The following is a 17,545-nucleotide window of genomic DNA, read 5'->3' on the forward strand; positions in this document are numbered from 1 at the left end:
ACTCAGTCACCGGAGCCAGTCAATAGCTCGAGCTCCGGATTTTCCCAGCTGCCACTGAGTCGATAGCGCAGTGTCGAGAAGTGCTCCAGCCGATCGCCAATCAATTTGTCGATCACGAATACAGCACCGGCTACCTGGGGCGCTCCAAGCAACACTGCTGCCAACGGCACATTACTGCTGATTGGCAAGGCCACCTCGACCTCCTTGTCCAGAGTACCTTCAGCCAGATTCACCTGCCCCTGAATACTCATATTGGCAGACGGACCCACCATGACCAGAGGCTCAACGGTGGCAGCAACCCCCTGCTGTAGCCGGTAATGTCCATCCAGACGGTCAAAGCTGACCCCTTTCTTCAACAGATCGCTGAAATCGAGTCGAAGTCGACGCGCCAGTGAGTTGAAGTTCAGTATCCCGAAAACCCGCAGCAGATTGGTGCTTTCAGCCGTTTCTATCAGACGCCCCTCTCGGGTCGAGAACTGCAGCTCGCCATTCAGGCGATCCAGTTTTACGTCCCAGGGTGCACCTTTCCAGTTGAGCTGCAACAATGATTCCACCTGGCTTGTTTCAAGTACACGACCATAGTGCCAGCGCTCAAGCAGCGCGCCGATATCATCCCCCACCAGCCTTAGCGTCAGCTCAGTTTGCTGCTCAGCCTGCTGGCTCCAATGTGCCTCACCTCGCAATATAAGTTGATCCAGGTAGGCCTCCAGTGAAGATATGCGGGTACCTCGCTCATCCGGACGCAGACTGAAACGCCAGTCACCCAGTACCTTTTCACCCAACCAGAGTGAATCTACCCTGACATCGGCTGCAGGCAGGCGCGTACGCCCCAACAACTGTGGATAAAAATCGTCCCTTTCCACCGCGGCTTCGGTCTCGGGTACTTCATCCTGCATCAGTGCATTCAGCTGCAACCGCTCAAGATGGATCTTCAGTGGCTCATCCGCATGCGGCAGTAACACCTTACCCTGCAGGTCAGCACCTCTGATTTCAACCGCAAGCCCGGAAGCCTCGTTTGCGCCGCGGAGTTTAATGGTTTCGGCCGTTGTACCGACGCGCGCAAGTTCCAACTCAACTTCCTGTATCTGAACCGGCGTACTCAAATTCAGTTTCAGGTTCAGAGGTGCTGCGACCTCTGCCGGCTTGAACAAGACACCGGGCAACGGCAACTCCACTCCAATCAGATTACTGCTCAGTTCAAGGCTCGGACACGTGGTATCAGCACAGAGCAGCAGTTCACCCTGCCAGTGGGTCGCACCCGTCACCATATCCAGAAGTGGCTGTTCCAGCCAGCGGTTCAGGGCCTTCAGGTCAGTCTGCCCCTGCAGACTGACGCTCACTCTATCACGCTCGGTAGTCACGCTGGCGCTGACCGGGCCTCCCCATGCCTGCGCTTGGATATCTCGGGCACTGAAGCCACGAGCATTGGTATACGTGAAGTGTCCTTCGACATTATCCAGCTCAAGCCCGAGAGCCTGTGAACCAAAACGCCCCTTGTGGAGATCCACGGCAACACGTACATCGGGTGGTTGCTCTTCAACAAGCGGAATGCTCAGTCCCAGACGGGTGTCTGCTTGCCCTTCCAGCTGCCATCGCTGCAGCTCTTGCCCCACCAGATTGGCCAGTGGAGTGGTTTTGAGTACCTTATCGATATCACTGGCCGGACCATCCAGCAGAGTCTCAATCTCCAACTGTCGACTGCCCGGTGGCAGGTAAGCCCAGCCAGAGGAGATATCGCTGTCGAGAAGTGTAGCCCGGTTGATATTGATCGCCAGCCCCTGATCCTTTACAAGTACAAACAGATCACCCTGCTCAATGGCTGGCCAGCCCGGCTGATAATCCAGCCGTGCATCCTCGATATCAAAAAATAGCTGGACCACAGGGGTCGAGCTCTTGCCAAGAGATCGAGTACCGGTTCTGAGTAACATGCCTGCTTGACGCAACCGCCCTGCCTTGACCGCACGTTCAAGCCAGCTGTACAGGCCGGTGCCTACCTCTTTTTCAGGGGTATAGAGTGGTGCCTGACTGCCGTCACTGTCTGTCATCCCGATCATCAGGATCAGGTCAGCCTGCTGTTCAGGATCAAAGGGCAGATCAATACTGAAACGCCCCGCTGCATTGGTCTGCTGATTATGCAGCTGCAGTTGTTCGCCGCTGACCCTGATGCCAGCCTCATCTCGCTGCCAGCGGATTTCACCACTGGCTTGCTCATAGCTCCAGCCCTGTGGATAAAGCTCAGGGAAGTGCATATCAAAGGTCTGGCTATTAAGCCGGATCAAGCCAGCATCGAGGTTGGCAAGCAGCTCCCCACTGACACCCTCCAGTGCCGGAGCACCGTGCCAGCCATTGACCCCAACTTCGTCAAGCTCTGCGCTCAGGGTCAGATCACTCCAGTTACCATTAACGGGCTTCTTGAGCCTCAACTGTCGCAACACACCACGGGGCTTCAACTGCTGCAGCAGCTTGACAAAATTTGGGGCAATATCCTCTGCAACACCAAGCCAGGCTTCGGTTGCTGTAAGGTCCAGCTCCGATATGAAGGCGTGCCTGAGATCAAGTTGCCGCTCTTGCCAGCCAAAATCAGCTACCAGCAGGGGCAAGGTCAACTGCGCCTGTTCATGCACCAGGGTAATCGGCTGTAACTGAAGCTGATATCCCTGATCATTCTGTAGCAACGCCGCTGTAAAGCGCCCCGCCTGAGGTTGAGATAGAGCAGGATCAGTTAACTGCAGCTGTTCAAAGCCAACTTCAGCCTGCAGACTTTGCAATTGCTGATTACGAACATCGGCCCAAAGCTCCAGATCCAGATCAAGCGCCGCCAGCTCAGGCTCAAGCTCCAGCATTTGAAACAGCTCCGGCCCCAGATCCTCAACCTGCAGATAAAAACGGTAGCGGGCCTTGAGTGGGTCCGAAGTTGCCAGATCGGTTTCAATCGCAAAATGCACGCCCGCATCGGCGCCCAGTTCCGGCATACGGAACAGGCCACTCAGGCGGTGTTCCTGAGGGGCGTTCTCCAGCTCCAGATCAGCCGGAGTAATAACAAGCGGCACCCCCTGCTCCGGTATCAGAGTAATGTGGACATCCCGAATGACTGCATAGGGCTGACGGACCAGCAAACCAACCAGCTGTTCCCAGGCGGATGGCGACACCCCCTGATCTTGCCTGCCGGGCGCAGCACCCGGACGATGCAGCCAATGCCCTTCGCGCTGGTGCCAGCGCAGATCTACACCCTCAACTTCAAAGCGTTGAAAGATCGGCATTCCCTCCAGCAAGGAAGCAAGCAGATCCAGCTCAACTTCAAGCCTGTCAATCTGCAGCCTACCGCCAGCACCGGGATCATCGGCAGAAGTGCTTGCCGAAATACCCTGAACCTCCATTACCGGATAGGCATAGCGCCAACTGCCCTGCATACTGCCAAGCTGTACCGGAAGCGCCAGTACTTCACTGAGCCAGCGCTCAGCCTGCGGACGAAAGCGATCCGCAGACTCCAGCGCCAGCCTCGCAGCCGTCAGCAGCAATGCCAACAACAGCAACAGCAGCAAAAAAAACCACCAGGCACGACTCAAATGACGACGCATCGACGCTCCGTATCAGCGCAGTACAACATCAAACTGTTCCGGGGTATACATCGGCTCAACCTGGAACCGTACCGTCTTGCCGATAAAGGCCTCCAGCTCTGCCACATGGTCAGACACCTCATCCAGCAGGTGATCCACCACCGACTGTGCTGCCAGTACCAAATAGGTCTCGGTGTCATACGCCCGATGCTGGCGCAGGATTTCACGGAAAATTTCGTAGCACACCGTCTCTGGCGTTTTCAGTGAACCCCGCCCCTGACAGTGACTGCAGGGCTCACACAGCACTTGCTCCAGGCTCTCACGCGTGCGCTTGCGGGTCATCTCAACCAGACCCAGCTCTGACACACCGGTCACCTTGCATTTGGCGTGATCCTTCTCCAACACACGCTCAAGGGTGCGCAATACCTGGCGTTGGTGGTCGGGATCTTCCATATCGATAAAGTCGATGATGATAATGCCGCCCAGGTTACGCAGGCGTAACTGACGACCGATGGCTGTGGCCGCTTCAAGATTGGTTTTGAAGATGGTTTCTTCGAGGTTGCGATGGCCCACAAATGCGCCAGTGTTCACATCTACCGTTGTCATTGCCTCGGTCTGATCAAAAATCAGATAACCACCGGACTTGAGTTCGACCTTGCGCCCCAGCGCCTTCTGCATCTCTTCTTCGACATTGAACATATCGAAAATGGGACGCTCGCCAGGGTAATACTCCAGCTTTTCCTCGATTTCGGGTACGAGTGCCTGAACGAATTCCTGTGCACGCTGAAAGGTTTCGCGTGAGTCGATTCGGATCCGTTCAACACCGGCATGTGCCATGTCTCGCAAGGCACGCATATTCAGCGGCAGATCCTCATACACGATGGCAGGCGGCTTGACCTGCTTGATTTTGTATCGAATGGATTCCCACAGGCGTCGCAGGAACTGCAGATCACTCTCCAGTTCAACCTCAGTCACACCTTCTGCCACAGTGCGCAGGATCACACCCCATTCCGGGGTAGCGGTTGCCTCTGTCTGCATCAACCCTTGCATCTGGTTGCGCAGACGCTCTCGCTCCTGCGGATCTTCTATGCGTTGCGAGATTCCGATGTGAGTACTGCCAGGCATTAAGACCAGATAGCGCGACGGAATCGAGATATGAGTGGTCAGACGCGCACCCTTGGTCCCGATTGGGTCCTTGGTCACCTGTACCAGCAACCCCTGCCCTTCACGCAGCACCTGCGAGATAGAGGTCGAATTACGCTGCTCAGCCGGCAGGCTCTGATCCACCACTTCATCTACATGAATAAACGCGGCACGCTCAAGACCGATATCGATAAATGCCGCCTGCATGCCGGGCAACACGCGGGCAACCTTGCCCATATAGATATTACCGACGATACCACGCCGCTTGGCACGCTCCACGTAGATCTCCTGGGGCATACCGTTTTCGATCACTGCCACACGCGTTTCCATTGGCGTGAAGTTAATCAGGATCTCCTCACCCATCCTCTGTGTCCTCGATCAGCTGATTCTTTATAGTTCAGTTTGGCTGCCATAACGGGATATCAAACTTCTGCAGCATTGCAGCCGTCTCCATCAACGGCAAGCCCACAACAGCCGAATAACTGCCATTAATGCTTTTGACAAACACCGCTCCCAACCCTTGTATGCCATAGGCACCGGCTTTGTCGCAAGACTCACCGGTACGCCAGTACTGGCGACAACGCGCATCATCCAGCTCAATGAACTCCACATCCGTTTCTACACAGCAGACTTCGACTTTCCCCTCTGCGGCCAACGCGACAGCGGTCAACACCTGATGGCGCCTGCTAGACAACTGCATCAACATTGCCACAGCCTCATCCTCATTGGCAGGTTTGGCCAGAATATGATCATCTATGGCTACGGTAGTATCAGAACCCAACACCACCGAATCGCCACCCGCCTGTTCCAGTCCAGCCAATGCCTTCTCTTGTGCCAGGCGAGTCACATATTCACGAGCGGACTCCTGCTGCAGAGGATCTTCACAGATATCAACGGGACGACAGTCGAAATGGACGCCGATCTGCTCAAGCAGTTCACGTCGGCGCGGGGAGGCTGAAGCCAGAATCAGATGTGGCATAACAGTTTCACTGTATGTAGAAGGTGTGACGAACGGCCCGCAGCAGCAGGTACAGCCAGGGCCAGACCAGCGCGCTGACCAGCGATGGCAGCAGAAACAGTAATGACTCGCCCGTGGTGCCGGTAACACTTTGCATCCAGTGAAACAGCAGCTGATTGATACCCACCAGCACCAGTACCATCAGCGACTGCTGCCAGAGCGGGAACATGCGCAGGCGCTTGTACAATACCAGCACCAGAAAGGCGATCAATGTCAGTGACAGGGCGCTGAGGCCAAGCACGCTGCCACGCACCACATCCAGCAGAATGCCGAGCATAAAGGCACTGCCGAGACCCACCCGGTGTGGCAAGGCCATAACCCAGTAGATCAGCATCAGCACGACCCATTCAGGCCTAGCCCATACCAGCAGGTCCGGCAGCGGCATCTGGCTCAGCACCAGCCCTACCAAAAAAGTGGCAAAGATGATTAAACCTCCGCCACGCACCTCACTCATCCGCAACCTCTTCCTGCGGGGCGGGCAGCACCGGATGATACTCGACCAGTAACAGGTGGCGGCTGCGGTCCAGTCGCGCCGAAGGCTCCGCTTTCACCAGCGTGAAGGGGCGTCCCGGATCGCGGATCACTTCCGTCACTCGGGCAACAGGATAGCCGCGCGGAAAACGTCCACCCAAACCTGAGGTCAGCAGCAGATCATCCACACGAATGTCAGCCGTATCGGGCACATGCTCCAGCTCCAGCTCATTTAAGACGCCCTTGCCAAGCGCAATGCCACGGTAGCCATTTCGATTGACTTCAACAGGCACCGCAGAGCGGGCATCCGTCACCAGCATAACCCGGCTGGTATAGTGCGCCAGCGACACCACTTGCCCCATGACACCACCGGCATCCAGTACCGGCTCGCCAATAAAGACCCCGTCTTCCGAGCCGCGATTGAGGATTACTTCATGCTGAAAGGGGTCAGGGTTTACGCCTATGAGCTCCGCCAGACGAGTGGGTGCCTCTACGCGCTCACCGGCACTGAGCAGCTCACGCAGGCGAATATTCTCGGCTGTCAGTGCTGCCATTTGCTGCACTTTGCGCTCCAGTACCAGCGCCTCCGCTTTCATGCTCTGGTTTTCACGCACAAGACTGGCACGCTCCACCACCACATCCGAGAGGCTGTCAGCTAGCCGGGATGGTATATCCACCACCCACTGCAATGGTGTTACAACGAGGGAAAGCCAGGCACGACCTTCCTTCATTTTGGGCCAGTTGAGGTCGGCCACCATCAGCAGCACAGCCAGAAACACCAGCAACAGAAACAGTCGACGCGGTGAACCGCCACGGAAGATCGGTTTAATAACCCACCTCCCGTAAAACCGGGCGCAGGCGGCCGGGGTTACTCAACAGTTGCCACTGCACCCGCTGTCACTCGTAGGTCAGCAGTTCAAAGGAGTGCTTATCCAGCATTTCGAGGGCTTTGCCGCCGCCACGGGCAACACAGGTCAGCGGATCTTCCGCCACAATTACCGGCAGACCGGTTTCTTCGCTGACCAGACGGTCGATATTGCGCAGCAATGCACCACCGCCGGTGAGCACAATACCGTGTTCGGCAATATCAGCGGCCAGCTCAGGCGGGCATTGTTCCAGAGCACTCTTGACCGACTGCACGATGGCAGACAGTGGCTCCTGAAGCGCTTCCAGAATTTCGTTGCTGTTGAGCGTAAAGCTGCGGGGAATACCCTCTGCCAGATTACGACCACGCACATCAATTTCGAGAATTTCGCTGGAAGGGTAAGCCGTGCCCACCTCCTGCTTGATGCGCTCGGCGGTGGCGTCACCGATCAGGCTGCCGTAGTTGCGACGCACATAGGTCACAATTGCTTCGTCAAAACGGTCACCACCGACGCGCACAGACTCCGCGTACACAATACCGTTAAGGGAGATCACGGCAATCTCAGTAGTACCACCACCGATATCAACCACCATGGAGCCGCTGGCTTCTTCAACCGGCAGACCCGCGCCGATCGCCGCTGCCATTGGCTCTTCAATCAGATAAACTTCACGAGCACCGGCACCGATAGCGGATTCCTTGATGGCGCGACGTTCAACCTGAGTCGACTTGCAGGGCACACACACCAGCACTCGTGGGCTGGGGGTCATGAAGCTGTTGTCATGTACCTTACTGATAAAGTACTGCAGCATTTTTTCAGTGACATGGAAGTCGGCGATCACGCCGTCTTTCATAGGCCGGATGGCGGTAATGTTGCCCGGAGTACGACCCAGCATGCGCTTGGCATCAGACCCCACCGCTGCCACGGATTTCTGGTTGCCGTTGACACGAATGGCGACCACCGAAGGCTCGTTCAGCACAATGTCCTTGTCACGGACGTAAATCAACGTATTGGCGGTGCCCAGATCGATGGACAGATCGCTGGAGAACAGGCCTCGAATTTTCTTAAACATGATGACGTGGTTACCCTGAAATTGCCTGACAGGCCTTACCGAACTGGCCGCATTTCTGAAAGCACACAACTCTAACAACGGCAGGGATTTTGGGCAAGGTTCAAACATGCTATCTTATGCGCCTTTCACCCTTTCCAAACCCAACTGTTGCGGGGGCCTGTCCTATTCAGGCGCCCTTAAGCCAACAGACTGATCAGAGCGAGAAGCGGACCTATGTCACTGGACCGATCCGATGTGGAACAGATTGCACATCTGGCACGGCTGCAGATCGATGCGGCCGATATCGACGGCTACAGCCAATCCCTCAACAGTATTCTGGGCCTGGTTGACCAGATGCAGGCCACCTGCACTGAAGGCGTCGAGCCGCTGGCGCATCCACTGGATGCCGTTCAGCGCCTGCGTCGTGACGAAGTCACCGAGCCCAACCAGCGCGAAGCCCTGCAGGCCATCGCACCGGCCACAGAAGCCGGACTGTTTCTGGTTCCCAGAGTGATTGAGTAATGCCTACGGCAGCAAGGATTACCGATAATGTTTGAATTGACACTGGCTGAACTGGCCCGCGGGCTGGATAACGGCGACTTCAGCAGTACAGAACTGACACAGGCCTACCTGCAGCGCATCAAGTCGCTGGATGGCCAATACAACGCATTCATCACCGTTACCGAAGAGCAGGCACTTACGCAAGCCAAGGCCGCCGATGAGGCACGTGCCGCTGGCAAGGCCGGTGCGCTCTGCGGTCTGCCGATCGCGCACAAGGACCTGTTCTGCACCCAGGGCGTGCGCACCTCCAGCGCATCCAAAATGCTGGACAACTTTATCTCTCCTTACGACGCCACCATCGTCAGCCGCCTGAAAAACGCCGGCAGCGTGATGCTGGGCAAGCTGAACATGGATGAGTTCGCCATGGGCTCCTCCAACGAGAGCAGCTTCTACGGCGCCGTGCGCAACCCCTGGGATACCGACCGTGTACCCGGCGGCTCTTCCGGTGGCTCGGCAGCAGCCGTGGCGGCGCGCCTGACCCCGACTGCGACCGGTTCCGATACCGGTGGCTCCATCCGCCAACCGGCAGCACTGTGCGGCGTGACCGGCATCAAGCCAACCTATGGCCGCGTCTCGCGCTACGGCATGATCGCCTTTGCCTCCTCACTGGATCAGGCAGGCCCCATGGCGCAGACCGCCGAAGACTGTGCCATGACCCTCAACGCCATGGCCGGTTTCGACCCTCTGGATTCCACCAGCGCCGAGCGTGACACCGAGGATTACACCGCCGCGCTGAATCAGCCGCTGGCAGGGCTGAAGATCGGTCTGCCCAAGGAGTATTTCTCCGCCGCACTGGATTCAGGCGTCGCTGAACAGGTGCGCAATGCCGTCGCCGAGTTCGAGAAGCTGGGCGCGACCGTGAAAGAGGTCAGCCTGCCCAACACCGAGCTGTGCATTCCGGCCTATTACATTCTGGCCCCGGCCGAAGCCTCCTCCAACTTGTCCCGCTTTGATGGCGTACGCTATGGCTACCGCTGCGACAACCCGGTGGATCTGGAAGACCTGTACAAGCGCAGCCGTGGCGAAGGTTTCGGCACCGAGGTCAAGCGCCGCATTATGGTGGGTGCTTACGCGCTTTCTGCCGGTTACTACGATGCCTACTACCGCAAGGCACAGCAGATCCGTCGCATGATCCAGCAGGATTTCGTCAATGTGCTCAACGACGTCGATGTCATCATGGGTCCGACCACACCGCATCCGGCCTTCAAACTGGGAGAAAAGAACAGCGACCCAGTTTCCATGTACATGGAAGATATCTTCACCCTGTCACTGAACCTGGCCGGCCTGCCGGGCATCTCCATCCCTTGCGGTCAAACCCAGGGCCTGCCGGTGGGCCTGCAGATCATCGGTAACTACTTTGCCGAGTCCAAGCTGCTCAACGTGGCGCACCAGTTCCAGCAGGCAACTGACTGGCATAAACAGATTCCGGCCGGAGTGGAGGTGTAAGCATGGAATGGGAAGTTGTTATCGGACTGGAAATCCACGTCCAGCTGTCGACCAAAACCAAGATTTTCTCCGGCGCCAGCACCGCCTTTGGTGCCGAGCCCAACACTCAGGCCTGCGCCGTTGACCTGGCGCTGCCAGGCACCCTACCGGTGTTCAACGAAAACGCCCTGCGCATGGCGGTGATGTTTGGCCTTGCAGTCAACGCCGAGATCGGCAAGCGCTCGGTGTTCGAGCGCAAGAACTACTTCTACCCGGACCTGCCCAAGGGTTACCAGACCACCCAGCTGGCCGAGCCGATCGTTGGCCCGGGCTTCATCGACATCGAGACCGATGACGGCGTGCAGCGCCGCGTGCGTATCCACCACGCCCACCTGGAAGAGGATGCAGGCAAGTCCCTGCACGAAGACTTTCACGGCATGTCCGGCATCGACCTGAACCGCGCTGGCACCCCGCTGGTGGAGATTGTCTCCGAACCGGACATGCGCACCTCCAAGGAAGCGGCGGCCTATGCGCGCAAGATCCACGCCATCGTCACCACTCTCGGCATCTGCGACGGCAACATGGCCGAAGGCTCCATGCGCTGCGACTGCAACGTTTCCATCCGCCCGAAGGGCCAGGAAGAGCTTGGCACTCGCACCGAGCTGAAAAACATCAACTCCTTCCGCTTCATCGAGCGCGCCATCGACACCGAAGTGGCGCGCCAGATCGATCTGATCGAAGACGGCGGCCGCGTGGTACAGGAAACCCGCCTGTACGATCCGGACAAGAACGAAACCCGCAGCATGCGCTCCAAGGAAGAAGCCAACGACTACCGTTACTTCCCCTGCCCTGACCTGCTGCCGGTCATTATCGATGACAGCTATATCGATGCGATCCGCGAAACCCTGCCGGAACTGCCGGATGCCCGTCGCGAGCGCTTCATCAGCGATTACAACCTGTCCGAGTACGATGCAGGTGTGCTGTCCGCCTACCGTCCGCAGGCCGACTACTACGAGCAGGTAGTCAAACTGTCCGGCGATACCAAGCTGGCCGCTAACTGGGTGATGGGTGAACTGGCCAAGTTCCTCAACCAGAACGACACCGACATCAAGGACAGCCCGGTTTCCGCCGAGCAGCTCGGCGGCCTGCTGGTACGCATCAAGGACAACACCATCTCCGGCAACATCGCCAAGAAAGTGTTCGAACTGATGTGGAGCAAGGGCGGCAGCGCTGACGAGATCATCGAAGCCGAAGGCCTGAAGCAGGTCACCGATACTGGCGCCATCGAGAAGATCGTTGACGAAGTGATCGCCAATGCCGACAAGCAGGTGGAGCAGTACAAGGCCGCCGAACCGGACAAGCGCGGCAAGATGATTGGCTTCTTTATGGGACAGGTGATGAAGGCTACGGGCGGCAAGGCCAACCCGGGCGCCGTCACCGGCATCCTGAAGCAGAAGCTGGACGCGCTCTGCGATTGAACCCGCTAAACGGGTCAGGTAGTGAAGGCCGGCCTCCATTGCGGAAGACCGGCCTTTTTGCTTACGCGCTTTACAAACGCCCTTGATGCATCAAGGGCGCTCGCGTCCAACGAAGCTGCAATCCAGCTGCCCCTGAAGAAAGCCTTTTGAATCGATCTGGCGCCGCATACCGCGTTGATAGTCCCGATAATGGCCAACGGCAATGATGCAGGCCTCTGATCGATACCGGGCCGCGTACTCGCCGGGGCAGATTTGGACGCGTTGGCCATCAAACCAGGCAACAGCTTCACGGACTTGGGACGCACGACCCGGCTCGTAGAACTCAACCTCCACCTGCACACCCAATACCAGATCCAGTGCAGCCGGTTCGAGCTTCCTCCAATCTCCTGAACGATGATGACTGATCGGTTCAAGCACACACTGGACACGTTCACCGTATCTTGCCTGCTGCCGCAACAGCATCAGCCTGTTAGCTGCCTCACGGGCGGCCTCAGCACGGGCTTCGGCCTCTCGCGCCAACCTGAGATCACGTGCCTGATCAAGATCCGCCTGCTTTTGGCTTGCCTCAAGCTTTTGCTGAGGCGACAGCTCGTGCCAGCTGTCCTTATCAAGACCCAGCGGATAGCTTGTACAGCCCAGAACAGTCATGGTCAGTAAAATCGTGACTAACAGGCGCATTGGACCCTCTCCTTTTGTACTGAGGTTTAGATCAAAGGCCTTTTGATGCCCACCGGGCTCCGCCACAGGCACTCGGCGATACTCAGTGTTAGTCTACCGGCCAGCCATACCCTTTAAAGCAGCTCGGCAAAACTGTCCACAACCCGATCCGGCGAGCAGTTCTCCACCGGCTCGCCGTGGTTGTAACCGTAGCTGACGCAGATCACCGGGCAGCCGGCGGCGCGGGCGGCCAGCACATCGTTGCGTGAATCCCCCAGCATCAGTGCCTGTTCAGGCTGACAACCCAGGGTTTCCATCACCACCCGCAGCGGCAGCGGATCAGGCTTCTTCACCGGCAGACTGTCACCGCCTAATACCTGATCAAAGTAATGATCAATCTTCAGCGCCTGCAGCAGCGGCGTGGTAAATGCCATCGGCTTGTTGGTCACCACCGCCATGAGCACACCGGCGTGCTGCAGATGCAACAGCACTTCTTCAACACCCGGATAGAGTTTGCTGTAGCGCCCATTACTCTGGGTATAGGCCGACAGGAACACCTCGAACGCCGCCTGAAACAGTTCCGGCTCGATGGCATCATCCGCCGGATACATCTCGCCCGTGAGTGCACGCATCACCAAAACCGGTGCGCCGTTGCCGACCCACTGGCGCACCTTGTCCTCACCAGCCGTCTTCCGCCCCAGCGCCTGCAGCATGTTATCCACAGCGGCCGTCAGGTCCAGCGCACTGTCCACCAGCGTGCCATCCAGGTCGAACATCACACAGGCGGGCAACTCGCCATTGAACAGACTGCGCATCAGCCCGCGACCTTCGCCAGTTCGTCGCGCATCTGCGCAATCGTCGCTGCGTAGTCATCGGTATTGAAAATGGCGGAACCGGCGACAAAGGTGTCAGCACCGGCAGCCGCAATCTCGGCAATATTGCCGATACCCACGCCACCGTCCACTTCCAGACGGATATCAAAGCCACTCTCATCGATGCGCTGGCGCACCTGACGCAGCTTGTCCAATGTAGCCGGAATAAATTTCTGGCCGCCAAAACCGGGGTTAACCGACATCAGCAGGATCATGTCCACCTTATCCATCACATGATCCAGATAGTGCAGCGGCGTGGCCGGGTTGAACACCAGGCCGGACTGACAGCCGCCGTCGCGGATCATCTGCAGCGAACGGTCGATATGCTCGGAGGCTTCCGGGTGGAAAGTGATATAGCTTGCCCCCGCCTTCAGAAACTCACTGATCATGTGGTCTACCGGCTTCACCATCAGATGGGCATCGATGGGTGCGGTGATACCATAGTCACGCAGCGCCTTGCACACCATCGGGCCGATGGTCAGGTTGGGCACGTAGTGGTTGTCCATGACATCAAAGTGGACAATGTCCGCACCGGCTGCCAGTACGTGTTCAACCTCTTCCCCCAGACGGGCAAAATCGGCGGAGAGAATGGAAGGAGCAATCTTGAAATCGGCCATGGGAACTCGTTCGCTGGTTAACAATGCGGCTATTGTACCCAAGCTGCCGACGCTATTCAGCACCCGCACCAGTAATCCTTGCGGCCATGCAAGTCAGCCTCGATAATCAGACCATGCCTATTTATTTGAAGCTCATCACATTCATGCTCGGCACTCTAATCCCTTTCGCCTTTGCGCAAGCGCAAACAGAGCCCCCGGGCGATGATACTGCCCCTGCACGCCATTCGGCGGGTAGTCTTGATGGTGCTGAGCTACTGCTTCTGCAACTCGAAGCGAATGCAGAGCTGATTTCCCTGGAGCTGGAAGAAACTGCCTTTTTTTTGATTTTCCGTCCGGGTGTTGCCCCTGTTCCAGTTGGCAATTTGGTGATCATGCCGGATACAGGTGTTGGCGCAGGTTGGGCCGAGCAAGGTACGGCCATCAGCCGTTATCTTTCGGTGCATGGCTGGAACACGCTGATATTACAGCCCCCAAGCCCTCCAAACCCTGCTCTGCCCAAGCGCACGCTGCCAAGCATGCGAGCGATTAGGGCCGGCACAACGCCAGACACACCACCCACTCCCCAGACTGAAACTGAACCAACGCAACCCGGATCAGAAGACACGGCCGAAGCAACACCCGAGATGCCTTTCGCTGATCAAGTACGCCAACGACTGTCCCTGGCACGCACTGAGTTGCAGCAGAGAAGCCATGAGGATACCGAAATCAACGTAATGCTGGGCATAGGCAGCAGTGCCCCCTGGGCGGCAGCCCTTGCAGCCGAGCTGGGAGATGAATGGGATCTGGTGATGATCAATCCGCGTCCGAGCGAAGCCTCCGAAGCCAACCTGATTGAACTGTTGCCACGGATTAAAGGCAGAATTATTGATCTATATTACCTGCCACTGCCCGGCTACCCGGAAGCCGCACCTGACGCGCAACTGCGTCGCCAACTGGCCATTCGCACGGAGATGCTCGACTATCATCAAAGCCGACTGCCCGGTGTATTCATAGGCTGGCAGCACGAAATGCCTCAACTTGTTCGCCAGCTGCGCGGGATTATGGAGCGGATATTACTGGCCGAGCCAAAAGTGCCAGAGTCAAAACAGTTACCAGCACCCGAAACCCAGACCGCGCCGGGCATGCGCAACCCACGCCCGGCGAGCGGCCCCGGAGCGGTATGAGTCACCTCATGCCACGCGCCGCCTTGATACGGTCATAGGCAGCCTGTATTTCCTGGGTTTTCTCTTTGGCAAGCTGAACCATGTCTTCCGGCAGCCCTTTGGCAATGAGTTTGTCTGGATGATGCTGACTCATAAGCTTGCGCCAGGCCTTTTTGACATCGGCATCACTGGCTTCGGGGCTAACCCCTATTACACCATACGCATCCGCCAAAAGGCCTGCCTCGTTATAGCCAGGCTGCTGATGCGATTCCCAAGAGTGGCGTCTGAAAGCATCTTCTGCCCGCATGCGCGACATCAGCAGCTCAATTTCCTGCTGCGTGAAACGCAGTTCCGAAAACACCTGCTGCAGCACAGCTTGCTCTGCCTGGCTAATTTCGCCATCTGCCATCGCTGCCTGCAGCTGAATCTCGACGAACATCAATTTCACGGTCGGCCGCTGGCGCAGCACAATGGCAAGTGGCCTCAATACGGCGGCGATATCAAAATCGTCCTGCTTACCTTCCGTGAAATGCTCAATCGCTTCACGTCGACGCGCCTCGCTCAGGCTCATTCGGGTCATGACTTCACGGGCAAAAGCGATCTCGTTTTCGGTTACACGCCCATCCGCCTTGGCCACCTTGCCCATGACACTGAAGGTACCGCGAAAAAACAATTGCTGCGGATTATACGCCTGCAGTTTGCCGCTCAGGCTACGCTGAATCAGAAAGCCGACCGTACCGCCGATCAGCAAACCCAGAGGGCCGCCACTGAGCAGCCCAATCAAACCGCCAGTGATTGCCCCGGCCCGGTAACGCCGCAACTGTTGCAACAGGTTTTCCATAATTCCCTCCCCTAAATCCTGCCGTTACGCAGGCGTTGATCCAGTTGCGCCAGACGCTCTGGCGTACCAACATCTTCCCACCAGCCCTGATGACGCTCACCGTTGACCCGTCCACGCGCCATTGCTGCACGTAACAAGGGGGCCAGTGCAAAAGCGGTCTCGGTCACCCCCTCGAACAGCTGGGGAGTAAGCACACTCATGCCGCTGAAGGTCAGTCGTGGCTCACCCTGCTCACTGATTTGACCAGACGCCTGAAGTACAAAATCCCCTGCAGGATGCCAGGGTGGGTTGTCAGTCAACACCAGATGTGCCCCACCCTGAGCAGGCGCGACTTGAGCCAACTGGTGCAAGGGATGAGTACTGAAAACATCGCCGTTGAGTACCAGAAAAGGTTCATCGCCTCGCTCACACAACAACGGCAGAGCCTGCAGAATCCCTCCGCCCGTTTCCAGTGGCTCAATTTCGGGCGAGTACTGAATCCGTGCCCCGTAGCGACTGCCATCCTGAAGGTAATCCTCAATCTGCTGACCCAGCCAAGCGTGATTAATCACGATATCGGTAACACCGGCAGCCACCAGCCGCTCAATGGGATACTCAATCAGCCGCTTGCCACCCACGCTGAGCAGCGGTTTGGGGGTTGTCAGGGTCAGCGGTCGCATACGCGTCCCTAACCCTGCCGCAAGAATCATCGCTCGCATCACTGCCACCAACGCTCGATCTGCTTGCCGGCAAAATGCGGATGCGCCACGAAGGCAGGTACCACTCGCCGATCCAGCCAGCGCACGAACGGCGCCAGCTCCTCATAGCGTGAAGCGACCCGGTAAAGATAGGCAAAGGTTCTGGGCAGGTCATCCAGGTATCCAGCCTTGCCGTCGCGTAGCCAAAGCCGGGCGAAAATACCCAGCACCTTTATATGGCGCTGCATGCCCATCAAATCGAACTGCTGCTGAAACAGCCCCTGCTCCGCAACATCAAAACCATCCTGCTTCAGGCGCTGACGGAACGCTTCCACCCAGAAGCGCACCTGTTCGTCTGGCCAGTCGATATAACAGTCACGCAACAGCGAGACCAGATCATAGGTAACAGGCCCCGATACGGCATCCTGAAAATCGATAATGCCCAACCGGCCATCGTCGATCAGCATCAAATTGCGCGAGTGGTAATCTCGGTGCACACTGATTTGCGGCTGTGCCAGCGCGGATTCAATCAGCAGCTTGGCCACCAGACCAAGGAGGTGGTATTCCTCTTCCTGCAGTTCCAGTCCCAGCAACCGTGTCAAAAACCACTCGGGAAACAGCGCCATCTCGCGCGCCAGCATCACACGGTCATAGGGGGGTAATGCAGGCTGATCGGTTGTACGCTGAATCTGCCGTAACGCTTCGAAGGCAGCGGCATAATGCTGCTCTACCGTTGTTTCGGATAGCTGGGGTAGTAGAAGCTGGTCCCCAAAGTCCTCTAGCAGCATAAAGCCCAGCTCAAGGTCGCTGGCAATCACCCTCGGTACCGCAATGCCCTGTGCATGCCAGGCCTGAGCTATGGCCAGAAAAGGCTCACAATCCTCATGCTCGGGCGGCGCATCAACGGCAATCCAGCTCCCCTCGGGGCCTGTGGCTCGAAAATAACGGCGGAAACTGGCGTCACCGGAGACTGCCTGCAGCTCAGCGTCTACCTCCATTTCCTGCGCAGCGGCCTGCTGCTGTACCCATTCTGAAAGCTGTTTCAGCCGTTGCCCCATTCGCCCTTATCCTCTAGCACTTGAAGTTGTGAATGCTTTATCATGCATGGCTCGGTATGGTACTCGACTTACGGGCTGGCGTGAAACCGGCCACGACCGCAACTGGATGGCGAT

General features: G+C 57.4%; 16 protein-coding genes. 4 read left to right on the plus strand and 12 right to left on the minus strand.

Features of this window, described 5'->3' with window-relative positions; translation table 11 throughout:
• Positions 1–2 precede the first annotated feature (2 nt).
• The 6 genes from BLV48_RS01115 to BLV48_RS01140 form a co-directional block, all read right to left on the minus strand.
• Positions 3–3,578, minus strand: a complete 3,576-nt coding sequence (locus tag BLV48_RS01115; protein ID WP_091821759.1) for a YhdP family phospholipid transporter — start codon at positions 3,576–3,578, stop codon at positions 3–5.
• 12 nt (positions 3,579–3,590) lie between these two features.
• Entirely contained in the window at positions 3,591–5,063 is a 1,473-nt protein-coding gene (rng, locus tag BLV48_RS01120) for a ribonuclease G (RefSeq protein ID WP_091821762.1), read from the minus strand.
• A 34-nt stretch (positions 5,064–5,097) separates the two neighbouring features.
• Positions 5,098–5,679, minus strand: coding sequence for a Maf family protein (locus BLV48_RS01125; RefSeq protein WP_091821765.1), 582 nt, complete (start codon positions 5,677–5,679; stop codon positions 5,098–5,100).
• A 7-nt stretch (positions 5,680–5,686) separates the two neighbouring features.
• Positions 5,687–6,172: a rod shape-determining protein MreD gene (gene mreD, locus BLV48_RS01130; protein ID WP_091821768.1), complete on the minus strand. Its 486-nt coding sequence runs from the start codon at positions 6,170–6,172 to the stop codon at positions 5,687–5,689.
• Positions 6,165–6,968 carry a rod shape-determining protein MreC gene (gene mreC / locus BLV48_RS01135; protein WP_302847855.1) on the minus strand — a complete coding sequence of 268 codons (804 nt, stop codon included), beginning with the start codon at positions 6,966–6,968 and terminating at the stop codon, positions 6,165–6,167. Before mreC ends, mreD begins: the two co-directional genes overlap by 8 nt.
• Before the next feature lie 118 nt (positions 6,969–7,086).
• The gene (locus tag BLV48_RS01140) at positions 7,087–8,124 is read right to left on the minus strand and encodes a rod shape-determining protein (RefSeq protein ID WP_091821774.1); all 1,038 of its coding nucleotides are present in this window, start codon (positions 8,122–8,124) and stop codon (positions 7,087–7,089) included.
• Positions 8,125–8,337: 213 nt separating this feature from the next.
• On the opposite strand from BLV48_RS01140, the gene gatC reads away from it, so the two are divergent.
• Genes gatC through gatB form a run of 3 tightly spaced genes read left to right on the plus strand, consistent with a single transcriptional unit; the run spans position 8,338 to position 11,567 of the window.
• The gene (gene gatC, locus BLV48_RS01145) at positions 8,338–8,625 is read left to right on the plus strand and encodes an Asp-tRNA(Asn)/Glu-tRNA(Gln) amidotransferase subunit GatC (protein ID WP_091821777.1); all 288 of its coding nucleotides are present in this window, start codon (positions 8,338–8,340) and stop codon (positions 8,623–8,625) included.
• 27 nt (positions 8,626–8,652) lie between these two features.
• A complete protein-coding gene (gatA, locus tag BLV48_RS01150) occupies positions 8,653–10,110 on the plus strand; it encodes an Asp-tRNA(Asn)/Glu-tRNA(Gln) amidotransferase subunit GatA (RefSeq protein WP_091821780.1) in 1,458 nt (485 codons plus the stop codon).
• A gap of 2 nt (positions 10,111–10,112) precedes the next feature.
• Positions 10,113–11,567, plus strand: coding sequence for an Asp-tRNA(Asn)/Glu-tRNA(Gln) amidotransferase subunit GatB (gene gatB / locus BLV48_RS01155; protein WP_091821783.1), 1,455 nt, complete (start codon positions 10,113–10,115; stop codon positions 11,565–11,567).
• A gap of 90 nt (positions 11,568–11,657) precedes the next feature.
• Here gatB and BLV48_RS01160 read toward each other — a convergent pair whose 3' ends face one another.
• The 3 genes from BLV48_RS01160 to rpe form a co-directional block, all read right to left on the minus strand.
• On the minus strand, positions 11,658–12,245 hold the full coding sequence (locus tag BLV48_RS01160) for a hypothetical protein (RefSeq protein ID WP_091821786.1): 588 nt from the start codon (positions 12,243–12,245) through the stop codon (positions 11,658–11,660).
• 113 nt (positions 12,246–12,358) lie between these two features.
• Complete coding sequence (locus tag BLV48_RS01165; protein ID WP_091821789.1) at positions 12,359–13,039, minus strand: phosphoglycolate phosphatase; 681 nt, start codon at positions 13,037–13,039, stop codon at positions 12,359–12,361.
• Positions 13,039–13,713, minus strand: coding sequence for a ribulose-phosphate 3-epimerase (gene rpe, locus BLV48_RS01170; protein WP_091821792.1), 675 nt, complete (start codon positions 13,711–13,713; stop codon positions 13,039–13,041). The genes BLV48_RS01165 and rpe overlap by 1 nt, the downstream gene beginning before the upstream one ends.
• A gap of 113 nt (positions 13,714–13,826) precedes the next feature.
• Here rpe and BLV48_RS01175 point away from each other — a divergent pair, with 113 nt between their 5' ends.
• Entirely contained in the window at positions 13,827–14,876 is a 1,050-nt protein-coding gene (locus BLV48_RS01175; RefSeq protein ID WP_175527529.1) for a DUF3530 family protein, read from the plus strand.
• 1 nt (position 14,877) lies between these two features.
• Here BLV48_RS01175 and djlA read toward each other — a convergent pair whose 3' ends face one another.
• Genes djlA through BLV48_RS01190 form a run of 3 tightly spaced genes read right to left on the minus strand, consistent with a single transcriptional unit; the run spans position 14,878 to position 17,431 of the window.
• Entirely contained in the window at positions 14,878–15,696 is an 819-nt protein-coding gene (gene djlA / locus BLV48_RS01180; protein ID WP_091821798.1) for a co-chaperone DjlA, read from the minus strand.
• An 11-nt stretch (positions 15,697–15,707) separates the two neighbouring features.
• On the minus strand, positions 15,708–16,394 hold the full coding sequence (gene murU, locus BLV48_RS01185; protein ID WP_091821800.1) for an N-acetylmuramate alpha-1-phosphate uridylyltransferase MurU: 687 nt from the start codon (positions 16,392–16,394) through the stop codon (positions 15,708–15,710).
• On the minus strand, positions 16,394–17,431 hold the full coding sequence (locus BLV48_RS01190) for an aminoglycoside phosphotransferase family protein (protein ID WP_091821803.1): 1,038 nt from the start codon (positions 17,429–17,431) through the stop codon (positions 16,394–16,396). The genes murU and BLV48_RS01190 overlap by 1 nt, the downstream gene beginning before the upstream one ends.
• Positions 17,432–17,545 lie beyond the last annotated feature (114 nt).

The sequence above is a fragment of the Marinobacterium iners DSM 11526 genome, from assembly GCF_900107855.1.
GTDB lineage: Bacteria > Pseudomonadota > Gammaproteobacteria > Pseudomonadales > Balneatricaceae > Marinobacterium > Marinobacterium iners.